We start from the raw sequence: 25,691 nt of genomic DNA on the forward strand, positions 1-25,691 counted from the left end.
CTCGTCCACATCCGTGCACGAGGACGACGTTGCGCCGCGGTACCACCTCGTTTGCCGCCCGCCGCTGCCGGCCGACGACCCCTCTGGTCCAGGCTGTGACGGGCCCACCCGTCCGGTTCTAGTGAGGCGCACGGCAGGTATGCCGTGGGCCCGTTCTTCCGGAAGCTCGCCGCTGATGACGGCTCAGACGCCTGGGCCCATCGTAGCGCGCTGCGGACCCCGCGCGGACCCGATTCCCACCCGCGCGGACCGGGCCGCGCCCGATGGTGTGTAGTAGGCGCCATGCCCCTGTTGCCCGAGAGTGTCCGAGCCCACCTGGTCACCGACGCCGACGTGGCCCGCACCTACGCCGTGGACTCCAGTCCCGGCGCCGGCGCGCCCGAACACTTCGAGGTGGTCCGCGCCCGGTCCAGGGAGGACGTCGTCGAGGTCCTCCGGTATGCCGAGGCGCACCGGGTCCCGGTCGTGCCGCAGGGCGCGCGCACCTCGACCACCGGCTCCTCGGTCGCGCTCGAGGGTGGCATCGTGCTCAACGTCGAGGCGCTGGACTCCATCGAGGTCGACGAGGAGGAGCGGATCGCGGTCGTCGGCCCCGGCGTGGTCAACGGCAACCTCAAGGCGCACCTGACCGACTACGGGCTGGCCTATCCCCCGGACCCGGCGAGCTCGCCCACCTGCACCATCGGCGGCAACATCGCCACCAACGCCGGGGGCCTGTGCTGCGTCAAGTACGGCGTCACCGCCGACTACGTGCGGGGCCTGGAGGTGGTGCTGCCCGGCGGCGAGGTCATGCGGACCGGACGGCGCACCGCCAAGGGGGTCGCCGGCTACGACTTGACCGGCCTGTTCGTCGGCTCCGAGGGCACCCTGGGCGTGGTCACCGAGGCGGTCCTGCGCCTCATCCCGGCCCCCGACCCCGCGCTGACCGTGCTGGCCGTCTTCGACGACCTCGACGCGATGATGGCCGGGGTCGCCGCGCTGCACGGCGACCGGCACACGCCCAGCCTGCTCGAGCTGCTCGACGGCCCCAGCCTCGCCGCGATCCAGGAGGTGGGCGACTTCGGCTTCCCCACCGACGGCGGCGGCGTGCTGCTGGTCCAGTCCGACCGGCCGGACCACACCCACGAGGACGTGCAGCGGTATGCCGAGCTGCTCCGGTCGGCGGGCGCCACGGACCTGGCCGTGGCCGACGACGCGACCGAGGCCGACCTGCTGCTCCAGGGACGCCGGGCGTTGCACGCGGCGATGGAGGCCCGCGGTCACCGGTTGATCGAGGACATCTGCGTGCCGCTGCGGCACCTGGGCGAGCTGGTCTCCCGGGTGCACACCATCGCCGGTGGCCACGGGCTGGAGGCGCTGTGCTCCGGGCACGCCGGCGACGGCAACCTGCACCCGTGCGTCTTCTTCGACGCCGCGGACCCGCAGAGCGTGGCCGCGGCCGACGCCGCCTTCGGCGACATCGTCGAGGCCGCCTGGGACCTCGGCGGAACGCTCACCGGCGAGCACGGTGTCGGCGCGCTCAAGGCCCCCTGGCTGGCCGGCGAGCTGGGTGCGGCCGAGATGGCCCGGCAGCGCGCCGTGAAGGCGCTCTTCGACCCACACGGGATCATGAACCCGGGCCGGGTCTACCCGCTGACCTGAACCGCGCGGCCAGCGCCGACCCAGCCCGGGTGGGCGATCACCGCCGGCCCAGGGCCTCCGCGGCGTCGTGGCCCTCGCCGCCGGCGCTGCCTGGGCGGACCTCATCCATCGTCGCGATCTCACCTCGCCCGTAGGCCGCGAGCTTGCCGCTCTTGCGGTCCTCCAGGAACTCCTTCATCTCCTTCTTGATGACCGGGAGCAGCATGTACACCCCGAGGATGTTCACGAAGCCACAGACGAACAGGAAGGCATCGGCGAAGCCGAGGACCTCGGTGAAGGACAGCACACAGCCGGCCACGGTGAGGCTCAGGAAGACGATCCGGTAGACCAACGTGGAGGTCTTGCTGCGGCCGAAGAAGAAAGCCCACGCCTGGTTGCCGTAGTAGGACCAGGTGATCAACGTGGAGATCGCGAACAGGGCCACCGCGAGCGCGAGCACGTACGGGAACCACCCGATGACAGACTCCATCGCGTCGGAGGTGACCGTCACCCCGCCGCCGTACTCGTAGTTCTCGTCGGCGGCCAGCGCCTCCCGCGTCTCGTTGTAGAACGCGGTGTCGGCCATGGTGATGGTCAGCGCCGTGATGGTGCAGATGATCACGGTGTCGATGAACGGCTCGAACAGGGCGACGAAGCCCTCGGAGACCGGCCGACGGGTCTTGACCGCCGAGTGGGCGATCGGTGCCGAACCGAGGCCGGCCTCGTTGGAGAAGAACGCCCGCTGCATCCCGACGATCAGCACGCCGATGAACCCGCCGGTCAGGGCGTCGGGGTTGAATGCGCCGGTCACGATGTCCAGTAGACCGCTGGGGATGCGGGAGGCGTTGCCCAGGATCACGGTGAGGCAGGCCAGCACATACATGATGCCCATGAACGGGACCAGCCGGCTGGTCACCGCACCGATCGACTGGATGCCGCCGATGATGACCAGGCCGATCAGGGCGGCCAGGACGAGGCCGAAGATCACCCCCGCGCCGGGGTTGGCCAGGAAGCTGTCCTCACCACCGGTGACGTTGACCACCTGGGCATAGGTCTGGTTGGCCTGGAACATGTTGCCGCCGCCGACGCCGAAGAACAGGATCGCGATGGCGAACAGGCCGGTCAGACCGACGGAGACTGGTTTGGGGAACTTGCGGAAGGCCACCGGCAGGTACTTGAACGGGCCGCCGGCGACGGTGCCGTCCTCGTACACGTCCCGGTACTTCACACCCAGGGTGCACTCGGCGAACTTGGTGGCCATGCCGAACAGGCCGGCCAGGATCATCCAGAAGGTGGCCCCCGCACCACCGAGGGTGACCGCGGCCCCGACGCCGGCGATATTGCCCAGGCCGACCGTCCCGGACACGGCCGACGTCAACGCCTGGAAGTGCGGGATCTCCCCCGGGTCGTCCGGGCGGGAGAACTTGCCGCGGATCGTGTCGAAGGCGGTCGGGATACCCCGTGCCTGGATGAAGCCCAGGTAGCAGGTGATGATGATGGCGCCGGCGACCATCCAGATGACCACCCAGGGCATCGGGAACCATTCCGGCGACCAGAAGATGATCTCGTTGGCCCAGTAGTTGAGGGGCTCGAAGACGGCGTTGGCCCCGTTGTCGATCTTCTCGAGGATGCCCGGTTTGTCCGCTGCGTCCGTCGCCGGCAGGAGAAGCCCTGGAAATGTCATGGGCGCTAACCAACTCCCCCTGGCGTTGCGGGGCAACCCCCTACTGCCGTCTTGACCAAATCGTAATCTTCCCAGTGGTCACCGACGGCACACGTCGGAGCACCCCCGCGCCTCTGGGACAATGCGGCTATGACGAACTCCCCCACTCCATCCCTGCGTCCGGCCCGGCTGCCGGACAAGCCGACCGTCGACGGCCTCGAGGAGAAGTGGGCGCAGGTATGGCGCGAGCAGGACACCTACGCGTTCGACCGGGAGGCGGCGCTGCAGGCCCCCCGGGAACGCATCTTCGCGGTGGACACCCCGCCGCCCACGGCCAGCGGCAGCCTCCACCTGGGCCACGTCTTCGGCTACACGCAGGCCGACTGCCTGGCCCGCTACCACCGGATGACCGGCAAGCACGTCTTCTACCCGATCGGCTGGGACGACAACGGGCTGCCGACGGAGCGTCGGGTGCAGAACTACTACGGCGTGCGCGGTGACGCGACGCTGCCGCACGACCCGGACTTCACGCCCCCGCACCGGGGCGGGGATGCCAAGTCCGCCAAGGCCGCCAACCAGGTGCCGATCGGCCGGGCCAACTTCATCGAGCTCTGTGAGGAGCTCACCGTCCTGGATGAGCAGACCTTCGAGGACACCTTCCGCCGGCTCGGGCTGAGCCTGGACTGGAACGTGCAGTACCGGACCATCGACGACCGTTCCCGGGCCGTCGCCCAGCAGGCCTTCCTGCGCAACCTGGCCCGTGGGGAGGCCTACCAGGCCGAGGCGCCCGGGCTGTGGGACATCACCTTCCAGACGGCGGTCGCCCAGGCCGAGCTGGAGGCCCGCGACTACCCGGGCCACTACCACCGGGTCGCCTTCCACCGTCCCGACGGCGAGCGGGTCTACATCGAGACCACCCGGCCGGAGCTGGTGCCCGCGGTGGTGGCGCTGATCGCCCACCCCGACGACGAGCGGTATGCCGGGTTGTTCGGCAGCACCGTACGCTCCCCCCTGTTCGGGGTCGAGATCCCGGTGCTCGCCCACCCGTTGGCGGAGATGGACAAGGGCGCCGGCATCGCGATGTGCTGCACCTTCGGTGACCTCACCGACGTGCAGTGGTGGCGCGAACTGTCGCTGCCGACCCGCTCGGTGGTCACCCGCAACGGGCGGCTGCAGGCGGAGGTGCCGCACTGGTTGGCCGACGGTCCCGGCGCGGACCTGTATGCCGAGGAGCTGGCCGGCAAGACCACGTTCAGCGCCCGCGCCGCCGTGGTCGAGGCGCTGCGGGCCTCCGGCGATCTGGACGGGGAGCCGACCGCGACCCAGCGCAAGGCCAACTTCTTCGAGAAGGGCGACAAGCCGCTGGAGATCGTCACCAGCCGGCAGTGGTACATCCGCAACGGCGGCAAGGAGGAGGACCTGCGCACCGACCTGGTGGGCCGCGGCGACCAGATCGACTTCCACCCGGCGTTCATGCGCTCGCGCTACCGCAACTGGGTCGAGGGGCTCAACGGCGACTGGCTGATCAGCCGGCAGCGCTTCTTCGGGGTGCAGTTCCCGGTCTGGTACGCCGTGGACGCCGAGGGCGAGACCGACTACGAGACGGTGCTCACCCCGCAGGAGGGGCGGCTCCCGGTCGACCCGGTGACCGACGTCCCGGACGGCTACACCGAGGACCAGCGGGACCAGCCGGGCGGCTTCACCGCCGACACCGACGTGATGGACACCTGGGCCACCTCCTCGCTGTCCCCGCAGATCGCCGCCGGCTGGCCGGTGGCCGACCACCCGGACGGCACGCTGGGCAACGACCGCGACCTGTTCGCCAAGGTCTTCCCGTACGACATGCGGCCCCAGGGCCACGACATCATCCGCACCTGGCTGTTCGCCACCGTGGTCCGGGCGCACTACGAGCACGACTCGGTGCCGTGGAGCGACGCCTACATCAACGGCTGGATCCTGGACCCGGACCGCAAGAAGATGTCCAAGTCCAAGGGCAACGCCACCACCCCGCTGGGGATGCTGGAGGAGCACGGCACGGACGCCGTCCGCTACTGGGCGGCCGCGGCCCGGCCCGGGGTCGACACCGTCGACGACCCGGCCCAGATCAAGGTCGGGCGACGGCTGGCGATCAAGGTGCTCAACGCCAGCAAGTTCGCCCTCGGCATGGGGCTGCGCGACGGCGCCGGCGACTCCGCGGCGGTGCAGCCGGAGGAGCTGGCGACCCTGGTCGGCCGGGTCACCGAGCCGCTGGACAAGGCGATGGTCACCGCCCTGGCCGAGGTCGTCGCCGCCGCCACCACGGCATACGAGGCGTTCGACTACTCCAAGGCGCTGGACGTCACCGAGGCCTTCTTCTGGAGCTTCTGCGACAACTACCTGGAGCTGGTCAAGGACCGGGCCTATGGCACGGACCCCGCCCTCGACCCCGCGGCGGTCCAGTCCGCGCGGGCGGCCCTGCAGGTCGCGCTCGACGTGCTGCTGCGGCTGCTGGCGCCGGTGCTGTCGTTCGCGACCGAGGAGGTCTGGTCGTGGTGGCACGAGGGGTCGGTGCACACCGCGCCGTGGCCCACCGTGGAGGAGCTGGCGCCGGCCACCGACGGCGACCCGGCGATGCTGCCCGCCGTCGGCGCGGCGCTGGCCGGGATCCGCAAGGCCAAGTCGGAGGCGAAGGTCAGCATGCGCACCGAGGTCTCGGCCGCCACGGTGGCCGGACCGGGCCCCGACGTCGAGCGGGTCCGCGCCGCGCTCGGCGACCTCACCGCCGCGGGCAAGGTGACCGGCAAGGTCGCCTTCGCCACGGCCGAGGTCTTCCAGGTCGACGGGGTGGAGCTGGTCACCGCATAGGGTGAAACCCATGCAGCGGGGCATCGGTAGGGCCAAGGGTGGCGCGGCGGCTGCCGTGGTCGCCCTCGGCCTGCTGATCCTGCTGTGGGGCACCGGTGAGGGCCGCGGCTTGGTCCGCCCCCCGCAGGGCGATGCGGAGCTGCCCGGCCCCGGCGAGGTCCCGACGCTGTCGCCGCCACCGGACGTGGCGGCGGTGACCACGAGCGCCTCCGAGGGCGACGGCATGCCGGCCATCGACTGGGGCCAGGTCGCCATCGCCCTGTTCCTCATCCTCGTCCTGGGAATCGTCCTGAAGTGGCTGCTCAGCCGGGACTGGGAGCAGGACCACACCGAGCTGGACGACGAACCGGTCGGTGACCGGGAACTGCTGCTGGAGGCCACCGGCGAGGCGGCCCGCGCCCGGGTCCTGGCCGAGGGCGACCCCCGCAACGCGGTGGTCGCCTGCTGGGTGGCCCTCGAGGACGCCGCCGAACGCGGCGGCATGCTGCGCGACCCCGCGGAGACCTCCGCCGAGTTCACCCGCCGGGTGCTGACGACCTGGTCGGTGGACGAGCCGACGCTCGACGAGCTGGCCGCCCTCTACCGCGAGGCCCGGTTCTCCCGGCGCGAGATCACCCCCGACCACCGGGACCGGGCCGTGGCCGCCATGGAGTCGGTGCACGACCAGTTGCGACACGCCCGCGAGGTCGGCTGATGGTCATCCCGCACCGGCAGGGCCGGGCCGTCGCCGCGCCCCGGCCGGGACGCCGCTGGCCGGCCCGGATCGCGCTGTCGGTGATCACCTGCGCGGCGCTGGGCGCCCTGGCCTGGTACGTCGGGTCCCTCGGCCACCACCCCGCCCTCAACGTCCTGGTCATCCTGGCCTGCGGCGCGGTGGCCTTCCCGCTGACCTGGACGATCGCCGACCACGGCCAGCACGCGACCATCGCGACCTGGTACGCCACCCGGCAGGAGGAGTCCGCCCCGCCGGTGTCCCTGGACTACCGGCTGCTCTGGCTGCGCCGCGACCTGCGCGACACCGTGGAACGCGCGGACCGGCCCGACACCATCCACCCGCTGCTGGTCGAGCTCGTGCGGGAGCGGTTGCGCACCAAGCACGGCATCGACCTGGACACCCAGCCAGCGGCGGCCCGGGAACTGCTGCACCCGAACCTGGTCCGCTACCTGGACCAGCCCGCGACCGCCAACCGCCGCCAGGACCGGCGCCGGTTGGAGGACATCGTCCACCGAATCGAGGAACTGTGAGCACGACCGAGCCCAGAGAACTACCGATCGCGGAGGTCTCCGCCCTGGCCGGAGCCGTCCTGGACCGGGTCGGGGAGGCCGTGGTCGGCAAGCGGGAGCCGCTGTCGATGGTGCTGGCCGCGGTGCTGGCCGGCGGCCACGTCCTGCTGGAGGACCTGCCGGGGCTGGGCAAGACGCTGGCCGCCCGGTCCTTCGCGCAGACCCTAGGGCTGGACTTCACCCGGGCCCAGTTCACCCCGGACCTGTTGCCGGCCGACCTGACCGGGGCGTTCGTCTTCGACCAGCGCACCAGCAGCTTCGAGTTTCGCAAGGGGCCGTTGTTCACCGGGCTGCTGCTGGCGGACGAGATCAACCGGACTCCCCCCAAGACCCAGTCGGCGCTCCTGGAGGCCATGCAGGAGCACCAGGTGACGGTGGAGGGCCAGACCTTCCCGCTGCCGCAGCCGTTCCACGTGCTGGCGACCGCCAACCCGGTGGAGTACGAGGGCACCTACCCGTTGCCCGAGGCCCAGCTGGACCGCTTCCTGATGAGGGTCTCCTTCGGCTACCCCACCCAGGACGAGGAGTGGGACGTCCTGCAGCGCCGGTTGCGCCGCCGGGCCGAGGACCAGCAGCTGGCCGCGGTCACCGACGCAGCCGGGCTGCTCGGCATGCAGCGGGCCATCGAGACGCTGCCGGTCGAGGAGGACATCAGCCGCTACTGCGTCGCGCTGGCCACGGCGACGCGCTCGCACCGGGCGGTGCAGGTGGGCGCCTCCCCCCGCGGCTCGCTGGCGCTGATGCTCACCGCCCGGACGTATGCCGTGGTGCAGGGGCGCGACTACGTCACCCCCGAGGACGTCAAGGCGGTCGCCCACCCGGTGCTGGACCACCGGATCACGATCAAGCCCGAGCTGTGGATGACCGACACGGGCAGCCACGAGGTGGTGCAGGCGGCCCTGGCCGAGGTCCCGGTCCCGGCCGCCCGGGAGTCCCAGGCGGCCGGGTGAGCAGGCATCCCCGGTCCGACCGCTGGTCGGTGACGCACGCCCACGTCCGGGCCCTGTTCGTGGCCGGCCTCGGCGCGGCCGCCGCCGTGCTGGGCCAGCGGTCCGACCTGTTGATCCTGGTCACCCCGGTGCTCGGGGTGCTGGTGTGGTCCTCGCTGACCCGGCCCGGCCGGACCCCGGCCCGCCGGACCCTGCTGCTGCGGGACTCGGTGCGCGAAGGCGACCGGGACGGGCTGGCCATCCAGGTGTCCCCCGTGCCCGACCTGGACCTGATCGCCACCTCGGTCGCCGAGTCGCCCTTCCTGACCCAGCGCCCCGCGCACGGGGCCCGCGTCCACCTGGTGGACGAGGAGGACCGGGAGCGGGGCGTGGTCCAGGTGGTGACCGGGGTGGACCCCCAGCGCTGGGGACGGCGCCGGGTCGGCCCCTCCCTGGTGGGCGGACTCAGCCCGTGGGGTGCCTTCCGTTGGGGCCCGGTCACCCTCGAGGAGCGGACCGTGCTGGTGCTGCCCACGCCGGAGGTCTTCGACACCTCGGCGCCGGCGCCGCACCCGCGCGGCCTGGTCGGCCAGCACCAGTCCCGCCGACCGGGCGAGGGCAGCGAGTTCGCCTCCATCCGGCCGTTCCAGTGGGGCGACCGGCTGCGGCGGATCCACTGGCCCCGGTCGTTGCGCACCGGCCAGTTGCACGTGACCTCGACCTTCGCCGACCAGGACACCCACGTCGCCCTGATCGTGGACGCCCACTACGACCTGGGCCAGTCCGGCGGCGTGCACGGGGCGGCCAGCACCCTGGACCACTCGGTCCGCTCCGCCGCCTCGATCGCCGAGCACTTCCTCCGGCAGGGCGACCGGGTCAGCCTCCAGGTGCTCTCCGAACGCACCCCGGTGCGGTTGCCCGCGGGCACCGGCCTGCGCCACTACCGGCGGCTGCTCAGCCACCTGGCCCTGGTCCAGCCCGCCCCCCAGGACGAACAGGCGATGCAGCGGCACCGGACCCGGATGGGCGAGGGGACGCTCGTGGTGATGATCTCCGCGCTGGTCTCCCCCACCGCGCTGACCCAGGCGGCGGCGCTCTCCCGCAGCGGGGTCGACGTGCTGGTGATCGACGCGCTGGTCGAGGGGGTCGAACCTCCCGGCGAGGACGACGCGCTGGCCGAACTGGCCTGGCGGATCCGGCTGCTGGAGCGCGAGCGGGAGGTCCGCCAGATCCAGCAGGCCGGCGTGCCGGTCGTCCCGTGGCGCGGCCCCGGCAGCCTCGACCAGGTGCTGCGGGCACTCGGCTCCAGGGGGCGGCGCAGTGCGTGACCTGTTCATCGACGTCTTCACCTCCAGCCGGCAGCAGGGCTTCCTGCGGGTGTGCATCGTCGGGGCGACCCTGTGCTTCGCCCTGGCGGTGCTGATGAGCGGCCACACCAGCACCTGGGCGATCGTGGTCCTGCCGGTGCTGGGGGTGCTCTGCGCGATCAACCCGCACACCGGCTTCCCCACCGCGACCATGCTCTACCTACTGGCCGTCTGGGCCGCGGGCGTGGAGACCCCCTGGACGCCGTGGAGCCTGGTCGCGGCCGTGTGCATGCTGGTCCTGCACACCTGCTGCGCGATCGCCGCCGGCACCCCCTCCCAGGCTCCGCTACCCCCGGGGTTCTGGACCGTGTATGCCGTGCGCGTCGGGATCATCGCCGCCGCCACCACCCTGTTGTGGGCCCTCGCCGCGCTCACCGAGGTCACCCGGCTGCACGGCGGCGTCGTCGCGGGCCTGGCCGCGCTCGCCGTGATCACGCTCGGCCTGGTCGTGCACTACCGCCTGGTGACCCGCAAGGAGGACGTCGGCGGCCCCGCCGACCAGTTCACCGACCGCCGCGACCACGGCTACTACGGCCTCCCGCAGGGCCCCGCCTAACGACCGGACGTCCCACCGGGCGGCGCTACAGGGCGACCAGACGCCTCAACGGGCGGCGCTACAGGGCGACCGGACGTGCCATCGGGCGGCCCTGAGCCGGCACCGGACGCGTCACCGGGCGCGCCCGGGACGAGCGGCGAGGGTCAGGCGGATTCCTTGCGGGGGGTGCGTTTGCGGGGGGTGCGGGTGGTCTCGCGGCGCACGATGGTGGGGTTGACGTTGTCCAGGACGACCTCGCGGGTGATCACGACCCGGGCGATGTCTTCCTCGGAGGGCACGTCGAACATGACCGGGTTCAGCACTTCTTCCAGGATGGCCCGCAACCCCCGGGCCCCGGTGGCCCGCAACAACGCCTGGTCGGCGATCGCGGCGATCGCCTCGTCGGTGAACTCCAGCTCCACGTTGTCGATCGCGAACATCCGCTGGTACTGCTTGACCAACGCATTGCGCGGCTCGGTCAGGATCGAGACCAACGCGGACTGGTCCAACGGGGCCACCGTCGTGATCACCGGCAACCGGCCGATGAACTCCGGGATCAACCCGAACTTCATCAGATCCTCGGGCAACACCTCACCCAACCGTTGCGCATCATCCTTGGCCGTGTGCAACCGGGCCCCGAACCCCAACCCCTGCTTCCCCGCCCGCGCCTCGATGATCTTCTCCAACCCGGCAAACGCCCCACCCACCACGAACAACACGTTCGAGGTATCGATCTGGATGAACTCCTGATGCGGATGCTTACGCCCGCCCTGCGGCGGCACCGACGCCGTCGTCCCCTCCAAAATCTTCAACAACGCCTGCTGCACCCCCTCACCGGACACATCCCGGGTAATCGACGGGTTCTCACTCTTGCGACTGATCTTGTCGATCTCATCGATATAGATGATCCCGGTCTCGGCCTTCTTCACATCGAAATCAGCCGCCTGGATCAACTTCAACAAGATGTTCTCTACGTCCTCCCCGACATACCCCGCCTCCGTCAACGCGGTCGCATCCGCGATCGCGAACGGCACATTCAACATCCGCGCCAACGTCTGCGCCAGATACGTCTTCCCACACCCCGTCGGACCAATCAACAAAATATTGCTCTTCGCGATCTCCACCGCGTCCTCGCCCTTGCCCACCGACCCCAACCCCGCCTGGATCCGCTTGTAATGGTTATACACAGCCACCGCCAACGCCCGCTTCGCCGGCTCCTGCCCCACCACATACTCACCCAAGAACCCAAAAATCTCCCGCGGCTTGGGCAACTCCCCCAACCCCAACTCCGAAGACTCCGCCAACTCCTCCTCAATGATCTCGTTGCACAGGTCGATGCACTCGTCGCAGATGTACACGCCGGGTCCGGCGATCAGCTTCTTGACCTGCTTCTGGCTCTTCCCGCAGAAGGAGCACTTCAGCAGGTCGCTGCTCTCTCCCATGCGTGCCACGAGCGCAGTCCCTTCGGTAGTCGGCAGCGTTGCGGGGGCAACGCCTCTGCCCCGACGCTACCTGCCTGCGCGGGGCGACGACAGCCTTTTGGTCCGTGTCCGCGTGTACCGGCGGGTCGTTTCGGCTGACAGCGCAACCGCCGCCCCTCGACCCACCGGACGCCGAGGCCCGCTCAGCGGGCGTCCCGGCCGAGCCGGGCGAGCACCCGCACCTGGCGGGGCTGGTCCTCACCCACCTCCACCGGGCCCGCGCAGATCCCGGGGGCATACAGCTAGGGAGCGCTGGCGGGACGGCCACCGCTCGACGACGACGGCCGCACCCTCAACCGGGTGGTGCACCTGGTCGAGTCCTGCCCGGACATCCGGACGGTGCGCGAGCTCGCGGACCGCAGCGGGGTCGGCGAGCGCACCCTGCAGCGGCTCACCGGCCGCCGCTTCGGGCTCACCCCGAAGTGGTTGATCCAGCGGCGCCGGCTGCACGAGGCCGCCGAGCACCTGGGGCTGGGTCTGCGCGGCCCCGCGGAGGTGGCGCACGACCTCGGGTATGCCGACCAGGCGCACTTCACCCGTGACTTCCGGCGGGTCACCGGGCACACCCCGGCCGCCTTCGCCCGGACCCTCGGCCTCCGGCAGGAATGACCCGCAAGCCCTCACACGGTCAACAGCCCGATCCCCGCGGCCAGCAGCCCGACGACCAGGCAGCCGGCACCGGCCCAGACGAGCACGACGAGCCGGTTGGGCGCGGCCGGGTCCTTGCCGATGACGGAGAGGAAGAAGCCGGCCGGCATCAGGATCGCAGCCAGCAGGACCAGTCCGGACAGGCTGCCGGCCCACCCCGTGAGGCCGGCCAGGTCGGCATACAGGGTGACCACCAACCCCAGGATCACCAGGACCCCGGCGTGCGCGTGTCCGGCGCGGAAGAAGGAGCGCTGCAGGTCGTTGGTCGGGACCCCGCCCCGGGTGACCCGCAGCAGGAAGGTCCCGCCGTAGGCGATGGCGATCACGGTGAGCAGCACGACCCCACCGGTGGAGGTGGCGGCCGGGCTCAGGACTGCGTCGGTGGCCATGGTGAACCTTCCCTGGAGCGAATGAACTAACCAATGACAAGTTACTCCCCTGAGTGATTTCTTGCCACTGGTAACATCCGGCCATGGCCTATCACCACGGGGACCTCCGCGAGGCGGTGCTGGCCGCGGCGGCAGCCGCCATCGAGCGGGACGGCGTCGCGGCCCTGAGCCTGCGGGCCCTGGCCCGTGACGTCGGCGTTACCCACACCGCACCGCGGCACCACTTCGGCGACAAGCGGGGCGTCGTGACCGCGCTGGCGGCGCAGGGCTACCGGCTGCTCGCGCAGGCCATCCGGGACACCGCCGGCAGCAGCTCGCTGCTGGATTCGGGGGTGACCTACACCGAGTTCGCGCGCACGCACCCGGCGCACTTCTCGGTGATGTTCCGGCCGGACCTCGTCGCGGGCGACGACCCGGACCTGCGGAACGCCCAGGAGGACCTGTATGCCGCGCTCACCGCGGCCGTGCGGGCCTTCACCTCGCGGGGGGACGGCGTGGGCGTCGCGGAGGGATCGGCCCGGGAGACCTCGATCGCCCGGGCCGCGTGGAGCATGGCGCACGGCTTCGCGACCCTGGCCCGCAGCGGCAACTTCCCGCTCGGGCCAGGACAGTCCGAGGCCGACCTGGCCCGCGAGACGCTCGGGCACCTGGGCGGCCCCTGAGGGCCCACAACGAGCGACGGCGCCCGCACCGGGATGGTGGGGGCGCCGTCGCGCGTCAGCGGACCGGGTCGGTCAGGACTCCAGGGAGGCCTTGCGCGAGGTGAGCACCTCGTCGACCAGGCCGTACTCCTTGGCCTCGGCGGCGGTGAGGATCTTGTCGCGCTCGATGTCCTTGCGGACCTGCTCGACGGACTTGCCCGAGTGCTTGGCCCAGGTCTCCTCGAGCCAGTTGCGCATCCGGAGCACCTCGTTGGCCTGGATCTCGATGTCCGAGGCCTGGCCGTAGTCGCCGCCGGCCAGGGCCGGCTGGTGGATCAGCACGCGGGCGTTCGGCAGGGCGTAGCGCTTGCCGGGGGCGCCGGCGGCCAGGAGCACCGCCGCAGCCGAGGCCGCCTGCCCGATGACGAACGTCTGCACGTCCGGGCGGACGAACTGCATCGTGTCGTAGATCGCGGCCAGCGCGGTGAACGAGCCACCGGGGCTGTTGATGTACATCACGATGTCGCGGTCGGGGTCCTGGGACTCCAGCACGATCAGCTGGGCGATGATGTCGTCGGCCGAGGCGTCGTCGACCTGCACCCCGAGGAAGATGATGCGGTCCTCGAAGAGCTTGGTGTAGGGGTCCTGCCGCCGGGTGCCGTAGGAGGTGCGCTCCTCGAACTGGGGCAGGATGTAGCGGCTGGCGGGCGCCTGACCGGCGTGGCCGCCGACATACGGGAACTGAGTCATGGGTGTGCTCTCTCTCGTCTCGTGTCCGGCGCTCAGGCCTTGGCCCCGGCCGCCGCGGAGCTCTCGTAGACGTGGTCCACGAAGCCGTACTCCTTGGCCTCCTGCGCGGTGAACCAGCGGTCCCGGTCGGAGTCCTGCTCGATCTGCTCCACCGACTGTCCGGTGTGCTCGGCGATCAGCCGCGCCATCTCGCGCTTGGTGTGCAGCATCTGCTCGGCCTGGATCTTGATGTCGCTGGCCGTGCCGCCGATGCCGCCGGACGGCTGGTGCATCATCACCTTGGCGTGCGGGGTGGCGTAGCGCTTGCCGGGCGAACCGGCCGAGAGCAGGAACTGGCCCATCGAGGCGGCCAGGCCCATCGCCACGGTCGCAACGTCGTTGGGCACCCACTGCATGGTGTCGTAGATCGCCATCCCGGCGCTCACCGACCCGCCCGGGGAGTTGATGTAGAGCCAGATGTCCTTCTCCGGGTCCTCGGCCGCCAGGAGCAGCAGCTGCGCGCAGATCGCGTTCGCGTTGTCGTCGCGCACGTCCGAACCCAGGAAGATGATCCGTTCCTTCAGGAGGCGGTTGTAGATCTGGTCGTCGAGCCCGCCGGTCTGACGATCCCCGGCCGCGACGACGCTGCGCTCGCTGTTGCTCACCTTTGCTCCATCTCCTCGCTGGTGGCCGGGTCGTGGGACCGCGGCCTTCGTCAGTGACCCTAACGTCCGCCCGGCGCCGTCCACTCCCGCAGGGGGCGCCTGTTCGCCGTGAGCGCACAGACCGCCCGCCAGCACGGGGGCTGACGGGCGGTCGGTATGCCGTGGGGCCGGTCAGGCCCGGGCGGACTCCTCGTCGTCGGACTCGGCCACGACCTCCTCGGTCGCGTCCTCGGCGTCGGCCACAGCGTCCTCGGCGTCGGCGCCCTCGGCGTCGTCTTCCTCGTTCTCGTCACCGTCGATCAGGTCCAGGTCGACCTCCTGGCCGTCGGTGTCGGTGACGGTGGCCAGCTCCAGCACGGAGGCCAGCGCCTTGCGGCGGCCGACCTCGGAGACCATCGACTCGACCTGGCCCTGCTGCTCCAGCGCCTGGGCGAACTGCTGCGGGTTCATGCCGTACTGCTGGGCGGCCGTCATCAGGTACTCGACCAGCTCCTGCTGGGTCACCTCGACCTCGTCCCGGGCCACGATGGCGTCCAGCAGGAACTGGGTCTTCATCGCCTTCTGGGTGCTCTCGGTGACCTCGGCGCGGTGCTCGTCGTCCTCGAGGCGGTTCTCGTCCTCCAGGTGCTTGTGCACCTCGGCCTCGACCAGGTTCTCCGGCAGCGGGATCTCGGTGAGCTCCAGCATGGCGTCGAGCACCTTGTCGCGGGCCGCCAGGCCCTGCTCGAAGCGGGCGCCCTGCTCGGCCTGCTTGCGGACGTCGGCCTCCAGCTCCTCCAAGGTGTCGAACTCCGAGGCGAGCTGGGCGAAGTCGTCGTCCAGCTCCGGCAGCTGGCGCTCCTTGAGCGACTGCAGCGTGACGGTGACGTCGGCGTCCTTGCCCGCGTGCTCGCCGCCGGCCAGCGGGGCGACGAACTCGACGGTCTCGCCGGCGGTCTTGCCGGTGAGCGCCTCGTCCAGGCCCGGCAGCATGGTGCCGGAGCCGATCTCGTAGGAGACCCCGGTCACCGAGTCGACCTCCTCGTCGCCGACCTTGGCGGAGAGGTCGATGGAGGTGAAGTCACCCTCCTGCGCGGCGCGCTCGACGCCGACCAGGGTGCCGAACCGGGCGCGCAGGGCGTCCATCCGGGTGGTGACGTCCTCCTCCTTGACCTCCAGCGGGTCGACCTCGACCGAGATGGTGGAGTAGTCGGGCAGCTCGAAGGTGGGGACCACGTCGACCTCGGCCTCGAACTTGAAGTCCTTGCCGTCCTCGACCGGCAGCTCGGTCATGTTGACCTCGGGCTGGCCCAGCGGACGCAGCTCGTTCTCCTGCACAGCCCGGGTGTAGTACTCCGGCAGCGCGTCGTTCAACGCCTCCTGGACCACCGCGCCGCGGCCGAACCGCTGGTCGATGATGCGGGCGGGCACCTTGCCCTTGCGGAAGCCGGGGACGTTCACCTGCTGGGCGATCGTCTTGTACGCCGCGTCCATCCGGGGCTTCAACTCGTCGGAGGCGACCTCCACGGTCAGCTTCACCCGGGTCGGGGTCAGGGTCTCAACGGCACTCTTCACTTGCAGGCACTCCAGAATCGGGTCGGGTCGGCTGGACGTCACGGGCACCCGCCGCCCCGGCAGGTGGCCGGCACGACGGCCCGGGCGGACCGTCGTGGGTCCGGCAGGCGCCCAAAGATCAGTTCATGGTAACGGTCGGGGTAGCCGGATTCGAACCGGCGGCCTTCCGCTCCCAAAGCGGACGCGCTACCAAGCTGCGCCATACCCCGTCTGCGACGCCCTCACCCTAGGGGTGATTGGGCAGTCGGTGCGGACGGGCAGTACAGTAATCCCTCGCTGCGGCACTCCGTGCCACCAGCCCGCGGGTGTAGCTCAATGGTAGAGCCCCAGTCTTCCAAACTGGCTACGCGAGTTCGATTCTCGTCACCCGCTCCAGAACCGGCGGTTCCGGCGTCTCACGCCACCAACAGCATCGACAGCGCGGCGGTGTCCGCGTCGCTCTGCGGGTCCACGCCCGACTTCGACGCCAGCCGGGTCACCGTGCCGTCCAGGTCCGCCTCGGCCCAGGCCGCCCGATGGTCCAGTCCCAGGTCGGGCACGCCCGGCAGCAAGATGCAGCCCGAGGCGGTGTCGTACTCCGGGACCGAGCTCAGCGTGCTCCCCGGCGGGTGCAGGACGGCGAGCCCGGCAGGTGTGTGGTCGGCGAACTGGCCGGGCTGCAGCGGGTGCTCCCCCAGCAGCTGCCCCTCCGCCAGGACCAGGCCGACGGCCCCCTCCGGCCCGTCCTCCGGCACCTCCTCGACGACCCGGAAGACGGTGCTCCCGCGGGGCAGCATGCCCGGGACGGCGGCCATCTGCACCGCCAGGACCAGGAAGCGTGCCCACTCCACCGGGTCCTCCGGCCAGCGGCGCAGCAACAGGAATCCCGAGAGGCACCCGCCGCCGTGTAGCGGCGCGACCTCGACCGGTGGGAGCTGACGGTGCGTCATGCCGACCTCCTGCCCGTGCCCGGTGGGCACCCTGTCCCTGCCAGGATGCCACGGCCGGGAGCGCGGGTGGATGACATTCGGGCAACGATTTCGGCCCGGCGCCCGGCCCCGCGGGTGGCGCGTGACGGCATACGATCTCGTCATGACGGACACGATCGAGGTCACCGGATCGGGCCAGGCCACCGGAAGTCCCGACCTGGTCGTGCTCGACCTGCGGATCCAGGCCGAGCGCGAGACGGTCGCCGAGGCCCTGGCCGCCGTGGCCGAGTCGACCACGGCCGTGCTGGAGGCCACCGCCGGGCACCGCTCCGGCGCCGTCCCTCCCCCACGGACCCAGGGGCTCAACCTGTTCACCCGGCACGACCGGGACGGGCAGCAGGTCATCGGCTACGCCGCAGCCCAGCAGCTGCGACTCACCCTGGCGGGCACGGACCTGGCCGGCGAGGTGCTCACCGCGGTCTCGACGGCCGCCGGCGACGCCCTCGGCATCGACAACCTGGCGCTGACCGTGGCCGACTCCACGGAGCTGTTGGTCAGCGCGCGGGAGGCCGCCTTCGCGGACGCGCGCGGCCGGGCCGAGCAGTATGCGGCGCTGGCCGGCCGGGAGCTCGGGCGGGTGAGCGGGGTGCGGGACGTCCCGGACACCGGCAGCGGGCCCGCCCCGCGGCTGGCCCGGATGGTCGCCGACGGCGCCTCGATGCCGATCCAGGGCGGCGAGCACACCGTGTCGGTGACCGTCACCGTCCGCTGGGAGCTGGTCTGAGCCGAAAAGCGGGCCTGACCACCACTGTTCGACATCGCCGGGGCGATGTGCCTACGTTGGAGGGGTCAGGCCGACCATGTCGGCGCGAACACAGGAAGGACGACTTCATGGGGTTCATGGACAAGATCACCGGCGCTGCCGAGGACAACAAGGACAAGATCGGCGACGCCGTCGAGCAGCACGGCGACAAGGTCGACCAGGGGATCGAGAAGGGGTCCGACTTCGTCGACGACAAGACCGGCGGGAAGTACTCCGACCAGATCGACCAGGGTGGGGACAAGCTCCGCGAGGGCCTGGACGGCCTCGGGGGCGGGGACGCCGCCAAGGGCGACGCCTGAGGCGCCGTCGCACCATACGTGTTGGATGAGCCCCGGTCCGCGGACCGGGGCTCATCGCCGTCCGGGACCGCCCCGGTGGGCCGGGGTCCTCGACAAGTTACCGGTCGGTGTGCAAAGTTGAGTGGACCGGGGCCGACGACGCACGTCGGCACAGCATGGGAGGAAACCTCAATGGGGTTCTTGGACAAGATCACCGGCGCTGCCGAGCAGCACAAGGACAAGCTGAGCGACGCGGTGGACCAGCACGCCGACAAGATCGACGAGGGCATCGACAAGGCCTCGGACTTCATCGACGACAAGACGGGCGGGAAGTTCTCCGACCAGCTCGAGCAGGGTGAGGACAAACTCCGCGAGGGGCTGGACAGCCTGGACGGCAAGGCCGACGACTTCGCCGCCGACAAGCCGGCACCCGAGAAGCCGGCCGCCGAGTAGGACGGGTCCGCCAGCAGTTCCCGGTCACCACCGACCGGGTCCCGATCACCAGGAAGCCCCGGGCCGTGATGGCCCGGGGCTTCCTGCTCAGGACGTCTTGGTCCTGCCGACCGGTCCGGTCTCAGGCCCGTTCCGGCAGCGTGCCGTCGGCCTCGTAGGCGGTCATCATCTCGATCCGGCGGCGGTGCCGGTCGGCTCCGGAGAACTCCGTGGTCAGGAAGGTGAGGACCATCTCCCGGGCCTCCTCCACCGAGTTCATCCGGGCACCGATCGAGAGCACCCGGGCGTCGTTGTGCTCCCGGCAGAGCCTGGCCAGCTCGGCGTTGTAGGCCAGGGCGGCCCGGATCCCCCGGACCTTGTTGGCCGCCATCTGCTCCCCGTTGCCCGACCCGCCGAGCACGATGCCCAGGGAGTCCGGGTCGGCGGCGACCGCCTCGGCTGCGCGCAGCACGAAGACCGGGTAGTCGTCCAGCTCGTCGTACTCGGTCGGTCCGTGGTCGACCACCTCGTGGCCCTGGGCGCCCAACCAAGCCACCAGGTCCCGTTGCAACTCGAAGGCGGCGTGGTCCCCGCCGATGTGGATGCGCATGTCGGGGCGCTCCTCAGCTGAAGTCCGGGCTGGCGTTGCGGGTGCGCTTCAACTCGTAGAAGCCGGGGGTCCCGGCCACCAGCACGCAGCCGTCCCACAGCTTGCCGGCCGCCTCGCCCTTGGGCGCCGGGGTGATCACCGGGCCGAAGAAGGAGACCCCGTTGACCGACACGACCGGGGTGCCGACGTCGTCGCCGACCAGGTCGATCGCCCGCTGGTGGCTGGCCCGCAGCTGCTCGTCCACCTCGTCGCTGTCGGCATACCGCGCGAGCTCGGCCGGCAGGCCGGCCTCCTCCAGCGCCTCGGCGATGATCGTGGGCAGGTCCTCGGTGCCCCGACCCTCGTTGTGCACCCGGCGGCCGATCGCGTCGTACAACGCCTTGCGGGTGCTGTTGCCGTCGTCGTCGCCGGGGTGCTGCTCGGCGGCGGCGATCACCACGCGGACCGGCGCCCACGCGCGGTCCAGGAAGCTGCGGTAGCCCTCGTCGAGGTCGCGTCCCTCGTTGAGCACCGCCAGACTCATCACCGACCAGGTGATGTCGAGGTCGCGCACCTGCGCCGCCTCGATCAGCCACCGGGAGGTCATCCAGGCCCAGGGGCAGGTGGGGTCGAACCACATCTCGGCGGTGGTCCGTGTCTGCGTCGCATCGGTCGTCATGACACCATCGTGGCATCCGACCACAAGACCGTGAACGCCAGGAGGCGCCCGCATGCCCGGAACGAACCTGACCCGCGACGAGGCCCGTCAGCGTTCGGAGCTCATCTCGGTCGACTCGTATGCCGTGTCGCTGGACCTGACCACGGGTCCCGACACCTTCGCGAGCTCGACCACCGTCCGGTTCTCCGCCACGGAGGCCGGGGTGGGTGCCGACACCTTCATCGACCTGATCGCCCGGTCCGTGGAGTCGATCGAGTTCAACGGGCAGTCCCTGGACCCAGCTCGGGTGTGGGCCGACTCGCGGATCCGACTGCCCGAACTGCAGGCCGAGAACACCCTCACCGTGGACGCCACGTGCGTCTACATGAACACCGGTGAGGGGCTGCACCGGTTCGTCGACCCCGCCGACGGCGAGGTCTACCTGTACACCCAGTTCGAGGTGCCGGACTCCCGCCGCGTGTTCACCGTCTTCGAGCAGCCCGACCTCAAGGCGACCTTCCAGTTCACGGTGACCGCACCGGCCCACTGGCAGATGATCTCCAACCAGCCCACCCCGGAGCCCTCGGCCGCCTCGGACGCCGCGAACGCCGACCAGGGGGCCGTGGCGCGCTGGACCTTCGAGCCCACGCCGCGCATCTCCTCCTACATCACCGCGCTGGTCGCCGGCCCCTACGACGTGGTCCGCGACTCGGTGCAGACCCGGGCCGGCGAGGTGCCGCTGGGGGTGTTCTGCCGCAAGTCGCTGCGGCAGTACCTGGACGCCGAGGACATCCTGGACTGCACCAAGCGCGGCTTCGCCTTCTTCGAGGAGGAGTTCGACCAGCCCTACCCGTTCGCCAAGTACGACCAGATCTTCACGCCGGAATACAACATGGGCGCGATGGAGAACGCCGGCTGCGTGACCATCGTGGAGGCCTACGTCTTCCGCGGGAAGGTCACCGACGCCATCGTCGAGCGCCGGGCGCTGACGATCCTGCACGAGCTGGCCCACATGTGGTTCGGCGACCTGGTCACCATGCAGTGGTGGGACGACCTGTGGCTCAACGAGTCGTTCGCGGAGTGGGCCTCCACCACCTGCCAGGCCGAGGCCACCGGGTGGACCGAGTCGTGGACCACCTTCGCCACCTCGGAGAAGGCGTGGGCCTACCGGCAGGACCAGCTCTCCTCCACCCACCCGATCGCGGCGGACATGGTGGACCTGGCGGCGGTCGAGGTGAACTTCGACGGGATCACCTACGCCAAGGGTGCCTCCGTGCTCAAGCAGCTGGTCGCCTACGTGGGCCGGGAGCCGTTCCGGGACGGGCTGCGCGCCTACTTCGCCAAGCACGCCTGGGGCAACACCACGCTCGCCGACCTGCTCACCGAGCTGGAGGCCACCTCCGCCCGGGACCTGCAGGCCTGGTCCCAGCTGTGGCTGGAGACGGCCGGCGTGAACACGCTGCGCCCGGTCCTGGAGGTCACCGACGGCACGATCACCGCCGCCGCCATCGAGCAGACCGCACCCGAGGAGCACCACGTGCTGCGGCCGCACCGCCTCGCGGTGGGCTGCTACACCCTGCAGGGCGAGAAACTGGTGCGCACCGAGCGCCTCGAGCTGGACGTGGACGGCGCCTCGACGCCGGTGCCCGCGCTCGTCGGCACCCGGATGCCGGACCTCCTGCTGGTCAACGACGAGGACCTCGCCTACGCCAAGGTGCGCCTGGACGAGCAGTCGCTGGCGACCGCCCTGTCCCGGCCCCGCGCGCTGACCGAGAGCCTGCCCCGCGCCCTGGTGCTCGGTGCCGCCTGGGACATGACCCGGGACGGGGAGCTGCCGGCCTCGGCATACGTGCGGCTGATCGCCGGCGTGCTGCCGGTCGAGACCGACTCCAACCTGCTCAAGGTCCAGCTCCAGCAGGTCATCACCGCCGCGCTGACCTACACGGCCCCGGCACACCGGCAGGCGGTGCTCGCCGACCTGACCGCCGCGCTGCGCTCGGCCGCCGAGGGTGCGGCGCCGGGCAGCGACGCCCAGCTCCAGCTGGTCACCTCCTGGGCCTCCACCGCCTCCTCCCCCGAGGACGTGACGGCCATCCGGGACCTGCTCGAGGGCCGCACTACCCTGGAGGGCCTCACGATCGACCAGGACATGCGGTGGACGCTGCTCACCTCGCTGGCCACCGCCGGTGCCGCCGGCGAGGAGGAGATCGAGGCCGAGCAGGAGCGGGACTTCACCGCCACCGGGCGGGAGCACGCGGCCCGCGCCCGGGCCGCCCGCCCCACCGCGGAGGCCAAGGAGCAGGCCTACCAGGAGGCTTTCCTGTCCGACGGGCTGCCCAACTCGGTGCTCGCCGCCACGGCCGCGGGCTTCGGCCGGGCCCACGACCCGGAGCTGATCCGTCCGTACGTGGAGCGGTTCCACGCCGACATCGCCGGGGTGTGGGATGCCCGCACCCACGCGATCGCCGAGGCGCTGGCGCGCGGCTTCTACCCCGCGGCGCTGGCCGACGACCAGCTGCTCACGGCCATCCAGGCCTGGTTGGACGCCCACCCGGACGCCCCGTCCGGCCTGCGCCGCACGCTCGCCGAGAACCGGGACGGCACCGCGCGGGCGGTCGCCGCGCAGCGCGCCGATGCCTGACCAGGTGACCGACTACGTCGCCACGGTCACCGGCGGCGCCGGGCCGCCGGTGCTGCTGCTGGCCGGTGGCGCCGCGAGCAGCCACGGCTTCTTTCCGGGCGTGGCCGACGCGCTGCCGGGTCACCGCATCGTCAGCCTGGACCGGCCCGGCACCGGGCGGGCGCAGGCCGCCGGCGCCGCCACCCTGCCGACGGGGTCGGCGGCGGTCGCGCGGGTCCTCACCGAGCTCGACGCCGGTCCCGCCGTGATCCTCGGGCAGAGTCTGGGGGCGCTGCTGGCCGTGCAGGTGGCGATCGATCACCCCGAACTGGTAGCCGGCCTGCTCCTGATCGACCCGACCCCCGTCGACCTGCCCGGACAGCTGCGCTCGGTCAGCCGAGTCTCCCGGGTCATCGCCCTGCCCGGCAAGCTGCCGGTGCTGGGCCCCCGGGTCGACCGGGCGCTGTTTCGGCTGATGGGTCGCCAGCTGGAGGCCACGCCGCAGACCGAGGAGGCGATCGAGGTGCTCCTCACCTCCGCCTCCCTGGATGCGACCGCCCGGGCGACCCGGACCCTCGAGGCGGACGCAGCCGCGCTCGCTCCCCGTCTGACCCGTCTGGACGGGCCGGTCGTCCTACTGACGGCCGACCGGCCGGCGGATCACCCGGTGCGTGCCTCGCACGAGCGCCTGGTCCTCGCGTTGGGCGGCCGGCTGGTGGCCCCGGCCGGTGCCATCCACGCCGAGCAGGCCCGGGACCCGGACGGGATCAACGCGTTGCTCCGGGATGTGGTGGCGCAGGCCTTCGGCGGCACCACCCACCGCTGACCGGAGCCGGCGTCAGAACCGCCGGCGCGAGACCGTGCCCGCGAGCCGTCGCGCGGACCGCCAGGTGAGCAGCTCCTCGAGCATCACCGGGCTGCCGTCGGGTCCGGCCAGCGGCACCCGCCAGTTGGGGTACTCCTCGTCGGTGCCGGGCTGGTTGATGGTGCGCTTGTCCTGCGCCAGGTCGGACACCGAGACCCCGACCAGCAGGGCGGGGGTCCAGGTCAGGAACCGGTGCAGCGCCTCGATCTGCTCGGGCACGCCCGCGCCCTCGCGCAGCAGCCCCTTCCCGCGCAGCATCGCGAGCACCTCCTCCCGGGCGGCCTCGTCCTCGGCGGTCTCCACCTCCAGGTCCCGGGTGAGCAGCCCCAGGGACTGGCGCACCCGGATGTGCTCCCCCGTGAGGTAGCCCGCCGTCGGCGGCAGGTCGTGGGTGGTCACGGTGGCCAGGCACAGCTCCCGGTAGCGCTCCGGTCCGAGCGGCCCGTGCTCGTCCCGCTCGAACCACAGGATCGAGGTGCCCAGGATCCCCCGCTCCCGCAGGTAGTCCCGCACCCACGGCTCGACGGTGCCCAGGTCCTCCCCGATGATGACGGCGCCGGCCCGGTGCGCCTCGAGCATCAGGATGCCGACCAGCGCGTCGTGGTCGAACCGGACGTAGGTGCCCTCGTCAGCCTCCAGTCCCTCCGGGATCCACCAGAGCCGGAACAGGCCGATGATGTGGTCCACCCGCAGCCCACCCGCGTCCCGCAAAGCCGCGCGCACCATCTCCCGGTACGGCGCGTAACCGACCTCGGCGAGCCGGTCCGGCCGCCAGGGCGGCTGGCTCCAGTTCTGGCCGCGCTGGTTGTACTGGTCCGGCGGCGCACCCACGGTCACGCCGCGGGCCAGCACGTCCCCGAGGGACCAGGTGTCGGCGCCGTCGGGGTGCACGCCGACCGCGAGGTCGTGGATCACGCCCAGGGCCATCCCGGTGGAGCGCAGGTCGCGCTGCACGGTGGCCAGCTGCTCGGCGAGCACCCACTGCAGCCACTGCTGGAAGCCGACCTCGTCGGCCAGCTCCTCCCGCGCGGCCAGCACGGCCTCGGAGCGGGGGTCCTGCAGCTCCTCGGGCCATTCCCGCCACACCTGGCCGTGCGTCCTGACCAGGGCTGCCCAGGTCGCGAAGTCGACCAGCCCCTGCCCCTCCCGCTCGCAGAACGCCTGGTAGGCACGCTCCCGGCGCAGCGACCGGGGCTGGCGGTAGACCATCCGCAGCGCCGGCTCCTTGCTCCCCCAGACGGCGTCCCGGTCCAGGTGGTCCAGGTCCAGGTAGCGGCGCGCGTCGTCGGCGTGCCACTCCACCAGCTGGCGCTCGGCCGCGGACAGGTAGCCCACCTCGGGCACGTCCTCCACCCGGATGTAGATCGGGTTCACGAACCGCCGGGTGGTCGGCAGGTAGGGCGAGGGCTCCATCGGCGCCGTCGGCTCGGCGGCGTGCAGCGGGTTGACCAGGATGAAGTCGGCGCCCTGCCCCGCCGCCCAGGCGCCCGCGTCGGCCAGGTCCCCGAGGTCCCCGGTGCCCCACGAGCGGCGCGAGCGCATCGCGTACAACTGGGTCATCAGCCCCCACCGCTGGGCCTCCTCGCCGGGCTCGGCCGCGGGCGGCTCCAACCGGGCCGGGGCGAGGGCGAGCGGCATCCGGTGGGTCCCGAAGGTGCCCTCGACCACGACCTCGTGCCAGCCGAGCGGCACCGACGCGGGGATCAGTAGCATCCCCTCGGTGAGGGTCCGTCCCCCGACCTCGCGGGGCGTGACATGGTGCTCGGCCAGCCCCAGCTCCATCGTCTCGCCGGTCTCCAGGTGGAGCGTGGCGGCATACCGGGCACCGTCCGGGACGTGCACGGGGACTCTCTGCTCCTGGCCCGCCGTCCGCACCAGGACGTGCGGGAGGACCTGCTCCCACTCCGTCTCCCCCCGCGCCGCGAGTGACGCGCGGACGTCGGCGTCGGTCTCGGCCGACACCCCCAGGGCGCCCAGGACGGTCCGGATCGTGTGGTCCCCGACGTCGGTGTGGACCCCCTGCCAGTCCCAGAACTCGGTGGCGACCCCGTGGGCATGGGCCAGCTCGATCAACTCGGCAGTGGGCTCGGGCACGGACGCGGCCTTTCCGGGACGGGGTGGGTGTGTCGCGGGCACAGTCTGTCAGCCGGGGGGCCGCACTGCGACAAT

Annotated in this window: 24 protein-coding genes and 2 tRNA genes; 15 read left to right on the forward strand and 11 right to left on the reverse strand. The window is 71.5% G+C overall.

The genetic code is table 11. From position 1 onward, the window contains the following. Window positions 1-282 precede the first annotated feature (282 nt). A complete protein-coding gene (locus FB467_RS13965) occupies window positions 283-1,641 on the forward strand; it encodes an FAD-binding oxidoreductase (protein WP_141785640.1) in 1,359 nt (452 codons plus the stop codon). 37 nt (window positions 1,642-1,678) lie between these two features. On the opposite strand, the gene FB467_RS13970 is transcribed toward FB467_RS13965, so the two are convergent. Continuing rightward, complete coding sequence (locus FB467_RS13970; RefSeq protein ID WP_141785641.1) at window positions 1,679-3,304, reverse strand: alanine/glycine:cation symporter family protein; 1,626 nt, start codon at window positions 3,302-3,304, stop codon at window positions 1,679-1,681. Between the two features lie 129 nt (window positions 3,305-3,433). On the opposite strand from FB467_RS13970, the gene valS reads away from it, so the two are divergent. From valS to FB467_RS14000, 6 genes are read left to right on the forward strand one after another with little or no spacing between them, the layout of a single operon-like run. After that, window positions 3,434-6,127 (forward strand): valine--tRNA ligase, encoded by a 2,694-nt coding sequence (valS, locus tag FB467_RS13975; protein ID WP_141785642.1) that lies wholly within the window; start codon window positions 3,434-3,436, stop codon window positions 6,125-6,127. A 10-nt stretch (window positions 6,128-6,137) separates the two neighbouring features. After that, on the forward strand, window positions 6,138-6,821 hold the full coding sequence (locus tag FB467_RS13980) for a DUF4129 domain-containing protein (protein WP_141785643.1): 684 nt from the start codon (window positions 6,138-6,140) through the stop codon (window positions 6,819-6,821). Further along, the gene (locus tag FB467_RS13985; RefSeq protein WP_141785644.1) at window positions 6,821-7,372 is read left to right on the forward strand and encodes a hypothetical protein; all 552 of its coding nucleotides are present in this window, start codon (window positions 6,821-6,823) and stop codon (window positions 7,370-7,372) included. The genes FB467_RS13980 and FB467_RS13985 overlap by 1 nt, the downstream gene beginning before the upstream one ends. After that, window positions 7,369-8,361, forward strand: a complete 993-nt coding sequence (locus FB467_RS13990; protein WP_141785645.1) for an AAA family ATPase — start codon at window positions 7,369-7,371, stop codon at window positions 8,359-8,361. The genes FB467_RS13985 and FB467_RS13990 overlap by 4 nt, the downstream gene beginning before the upstream one ends. Continuing rightward, window positions 8,358-9,668: a DUF58 domain-containing protein gene (locus FB467_RS13995; RefSeq protein WP_141785646.1), complete on the forward strand. Its 1,311-nt coding sequence runs from the start codon at window positions 8,358-8,360 to the stop codon at window positions 9,666-9,668. Before FB467_RS13990 ends, FB467_RS13995 begins: the two co-directional genes overlap by 4 nt. Then, window positions 9,661-10,263 carry a hypothetical protein gene (locus tag FB467_RS14000; RefSeq protein ID WP_141785647.1) on the forward strand — a complete coding sequence of 201 codons (603 nt, stop codon included), beginning with the start codon at window positions 9,661-9,663 and terminating at the stop codon, window positions 10,261-10,263. The genes FB467_RS13995 and FB467_RS14000 overlap by 8 nt, the downstream gene beginning before the upstream one ends. Before the next feature lie 143 nt (window positions 10,264-10,406). On the opposite strand, the gene clpX is transcribed toward FB467_RS14000, so the two are convergent. Continuing rightward, window positions 10,407-11,693: an ATP-dependent Clp protease ATP-binding subunit ClpX gene (gene clpX, locus FB467_RS14005; protein WP_141785648.1), complete on the reverse strand. Its 1,287-nt coding sequence runs from the start codon at window positions 11,691-11,693 to the stop codon at window positions 10,407-10,409. 330 nt (window positions 11,694-12,023) lie between these two features. Between clpX and FB467_RS14010 the strand changes: the two genes are divergently transcribed. Next, a complete protein-coding gene (locus tag FB467_RS14010; protein ID WP_228393494.1) occupies window positions 12,024-12,332 on the forward strand; it encodes a helix-turn-helix domain-containing protein in 309 nt (102 codons plus the stop codon). A gap of 11 nt (window positions 12,333-12,343) precedes the next feature. Here the strand turns inward: FB467_RS14010 and FB467_RS14015 are convergent, their stop codons facing one another. Beyond that, on the reverse strand, window positions 12,344-12,760 hold the full coding sequence (locus FB467_RS14015; protein ID WP_141785650.1) for a hypothetical protein: 417 nt from the start codon (window positions 12,758-12,760) through the stop codon (window positions 12,344-12,346). An 83-nt stretch (window positions 12,761-12,843) separates the two neighbouring features. On the opposite strand from FB467_RS14015, the gene FB467_RS14020 reads away from it, so the two are divergent. Continuing rightward, on the forward strand, window positions 12,844-13,422 hold the full coding sequence (locus tag FB467_RS14020) for a TetR/AcrR family transcriptional regulator (RefSeq protein WP_141785651.1): 579 nt from the start codon (window positions 12,844-12,846) through the stop codon (window positions 13,420-13,422). Between the two features lie 72 nt (window positions 13,423-13,494). Here the strand turns inward: FB467_RS14020 and FB467_RS14025 are convergent, their stop codons facing one another. The 4 genes from FB467_RS14025 to FB467_RS14040 form a co-directional block, all read right to left on the reverse strand. Beyond that, on the reverse strand, window positions 13,495-14,151 hold the full coding sequence (locus FB467_RS14025; protein ID WP_141785652.1) for an ATP-dependent Clp protease proteolytic subunit: 657 nt from the start codon (window positions 14,149-14,151) through the stop codon (window positions 13,495-13,497). A 32-nt stretch (window positions 14,152-14,183) separates the two neighbouring features. Further along, window positions 14,184-14,795, reverse strand: a complete 612-nt coding sequence (locus FB467_RS14030; RefSeq protein ID WP_141785653.1) for an ATP-dependent Clp protease proteolytic subunit — start codon at window positions 14,793-14,795, stop codon at window positions 14,184-14,186. A gap of 171 nt (window positions 14,796-14,966) precedes the next feature. Then, window positions 14,967-16,349, reverse strand: coding sequence for a trigger factor (gene tig / locus FB467_RS14035; RefSeq protein ID WP_141785654.1), 1,383 nt, complete (start codon window positions 16,347-16,349; stop codon window positions 14,967-14,969). 135 nt (window positions 16,350-16,484) lie between these two features. Next, window positions 16,485-16,558 (reverse strand) — tRNA-Pro (locus tag FB467_RS14040). A 92-nt stretch (window positions 16,559-16,650) separates the two neighbouring features. On the opposite strand from FB467_RS14040, the gene FB467_RS14045 reads away from it, so the two are divergent. Next, a tRNA-Gly gene (locus tag FB467_RS14045) sits at window positions 16,651-16,724 on the forward strand. Between the two features lie 20 nt (window positions 16,725-16,744). Here FB467_RS14045 and FB467_RS18550 read toward each other — a convergent pair. Beyond that, window positions 16,745-17,278: a peptidase gene (locus FB467_RS18550; RefSeq protein ID WP_153390433.1), complete on the reverse strand. Its 534-nt coding sequence runs from the start codon at window positions 17,276-17,278 to the stop codon at window positions 16,745-16,747. A 142-nt stretch (window positions 17,279-17,420) separates the two neighbouring features. Between FB467_RS18550 and FB467_RS14055 the strand changes: the two genes are divergently transcribed. The 3 genes from FB467_RS14055 to FB467_RS14065 all read left to right on the forward strand — a co-directional run bounded on the left by FB467_RS14055 (window position 17,421) and on the right by FB467_RS14065 (window position 18,811). Further along, window positions 17,421-18,041, forward strand: coding sequence for an SIMPL domain-containing protein (locus FB467_RS14055; RefSeq protein WP_170230737.1), 621 nt, complete (start codon window positions 17,421-17,423; stop codon window positions 18,039-18,041). A gap of 107 nt (window positions 18,042-18,148) precedes the next feature. Further along, window positions 18,149-18,379 (forward strand): antitoxin, encoded by a 231-nt coding sequence (locus FB467_RS14060; RefSeq protein ID WP_141785656.1) that lies wholly within the window; start codon window positions 18,149-18,151, stop codon window positions 18,377-18,379. Window positions 18,380-18,550: 171 nt separating this feature from the next. Next, a complete protein-coding gene (locus FB467_RS14065; RefSeq protein WP_141785657.1) occupies window positions 18,551-18,811 on the forward strand; it encodes an antitoxin in 261 nt (86 codons plus the stop codon). Between the two features lie 121 nt (window positions 18,812-18,932). On the opposite strand, the gene FB467_RS14070 is transcribed toward FB467_RS14065, so the two are convergent. Together FB467_RS14070 and FB467_RS14075 are read right to left on the reverse strand one after the other, a co-directional pair. Continuing rightward, window positions 18,933-19,400 carry a ribose-5-phosphate isomerase gene (locus FB467_RS14070; RefSeq protein ID WP_141785658.1) on the reverse strand — a complete coding sequence of 156 codons (468 nt, stop codon included), beginning with the start codon at window positions 19,398-19,400 and terminating at the stop codon, window positions 18,933-18,935. Between the two features lie 13 nt (window positions 19,401-19,413). After that, entirely contained in the window at window positions 19,414-20,058 is a 645-nt protein-coding gene (locus FB467_RS14075; protein WP_141785659.1) for a mycothiol-dependent nitroreductase Rv2466c family protein, read from the reverse strand. Between the two features lie 52 nt (window positions 20,059-20,110). Between FB467_RS14075 and pepN the strand changes: the two genes are divergently transcribed. Next, window positions 20,111-22,678, forward strand: coding sequence for an aminopeptidase N (gene pepN, locus FB467_RS14080; RefSeq protein WP_141785660.1), 2,568 nt, complete (start codon window positions 20,111-20,113; stop codon window positions 22,676-22,678). Next, a complete protein-coding gene (locus FB467_RS14085) occupies window positions 22,671-23,483 on the forward strand; it encodes an alpha/beta fold hydrolase (RefSeq protein ID WP_141785661.1) in 813 nt (270 codons plus the stop codon). Before pepN ends, FB467_RS14085 begins: the two co-directional genes overlap by 8 nt. Before the next feature lie 12 nt (window positions 23,484-23,495). Here the strand turns inward: FB467_RS14085 and malQ are convergent, their stop codons facing one another. Next, on the reverse strand, window positions 23,496-25,616 hold the full coding sequence (malQ, locus tag FB467_RS14090; RefSeq protein WP_141785662.1) for a 4-alpha-glucanotransferase: 2,121 nt from the start codon (window positions 25,614-25,616) through the stop codon (window positions 23,496-23,498). Window positions 25,617-25,691 lie beyond the last annotated feature (75 nt).

It is taken from the genome of Ornithinicoccus hortensis (genome assembly GCF_006716185.1).
In the GTDB taxonomy this organism is placed as follows: Bacteria; Actinomycetota; Actinomycetes; order Actinomycetales; family Dermatophilaceae; genus Ornithinicoccus; species Ornithinicoccus hortensis.

What these genes read in the sequence shown, in the direction of transcription:
- FB467_RS14075 (WP_141785659.1), bottom strand. Translation starts at nt 20,058, where the DNA reads ATGACGACCGATGCGACGCAGACACGGACCACCGCCGAGATGTGGTTC.
- FB467_RS14070 (WP_141785658.1), bottom strand. Translation starts at nt 19,400, where the DNA reads ATGCGCATCCACATCGGCGGGGACCACGCCGCCTTCGAGTTGCAACGG.
- FB467_RS14065 (WP_141785657.1), top strand. Translation starts at nt 18,551, where the DNA reads ATGGGGTTCTTGGACAAGATCACCGGCGCTGCCGAGCAGCACAAGGAC.
- pepN (WP_141785660.1), top strand. Translation starts at nt 20,111, where the DNA reads ATGCCCGGAACGAACCTGACCCGCGACGAGGCCCGTCAGCGTTCGGAG.
- FB467_RS14025 (WP_141785652.1), bottom strand. Translation starts at nt 14,151, where the DNA reads ATGACTCAGTTCCCGTATGTCGGCGGCCACGCCGGTCAGGCGCCCGCC.
- FB467_RS18550 (WP_153390433.1), bottom strand. Translation starts at nt 17,278, where the DNA reads ATGACGCACCGTCAGCTCCCACCGGTCGAGGTCGCGCCGCTACACGGC.
- FB467_RS14015 (WP_141785650.1), bottom strand. Translation starts at nt 12,760, where the DNA reads ATGGCCACCGACGCAGTCCTGAGCCCGGCCGCCACCTCCACCGGTGGG.
- valS (WP_141785642.1), top strand. Translation starts at nt 3,434, where the DNA reads ATGACGAACTCCCCCACTCCATCCCTGCGTCCGGCCCGGCTGCCGGAC.
- FB467_RS14055 (WP_170230737.1), top strand. Translation starts at nt 17,421, where the DNA reads ATGACGGACACGATCGAGGTCACCGGATCGGGCCAGGCCACCGGAAGT.
- FB467_RS14060 (WP_141785656.1), top strand. Translation starts at nt 18,149, where the DNA reads ATGGGGTTCATGGACAAGATCACCGGCGCTGCCGAGGACAACAAGGAC.
- FB467_RS13985 (WP_141785644.1), top strand. Translation starts at nt 6,821, where the DNA reads ATGGTCATCCCGCACCGGCAGGGCCGGGCCGTCGCCGCGCCCCGGCCG.
- FB467_RS13970 (WP_141785641.1), bottom strand. Translation starts at nt 3,304, where the DNA reads ATGACATTTCCAGGGCTTCTCCTGCCGGCGACGGACGCAGCGGACAAA.
- FB467_RS13980 (WP_141785643.1), top strand. Translation starts at nt 6,138, where the DNA reads ATGCAGCGGGGCATCGGTAGGGCCAAGGGTGGCGCGGCGGCTGCCGTG.
- FB467_RS13965 (WP_141785640.1), top strand. Translation starts at nt 283, where the DNA reads ATGCCCCTGTTGCCCGAGAGTGTCCGAGCCCACCTGGTCACCGACGCC.
- FB467_RS14085 (WP_141785661.1), top strand. Translation starts at nt 22,671, where the DNA reads ATGCCTGACCAGGTGACCGACTACGTCGCCACGGTCACCGGCGGCGCC.
- FB467_RS14020 (WP_141785651.1), top strand. Translation starts at nt 12,844, where the DNA reads ATGGCCTATCACCACGGGGACCTCCGCGAGGCGGTGCTGGCCGCGGCG.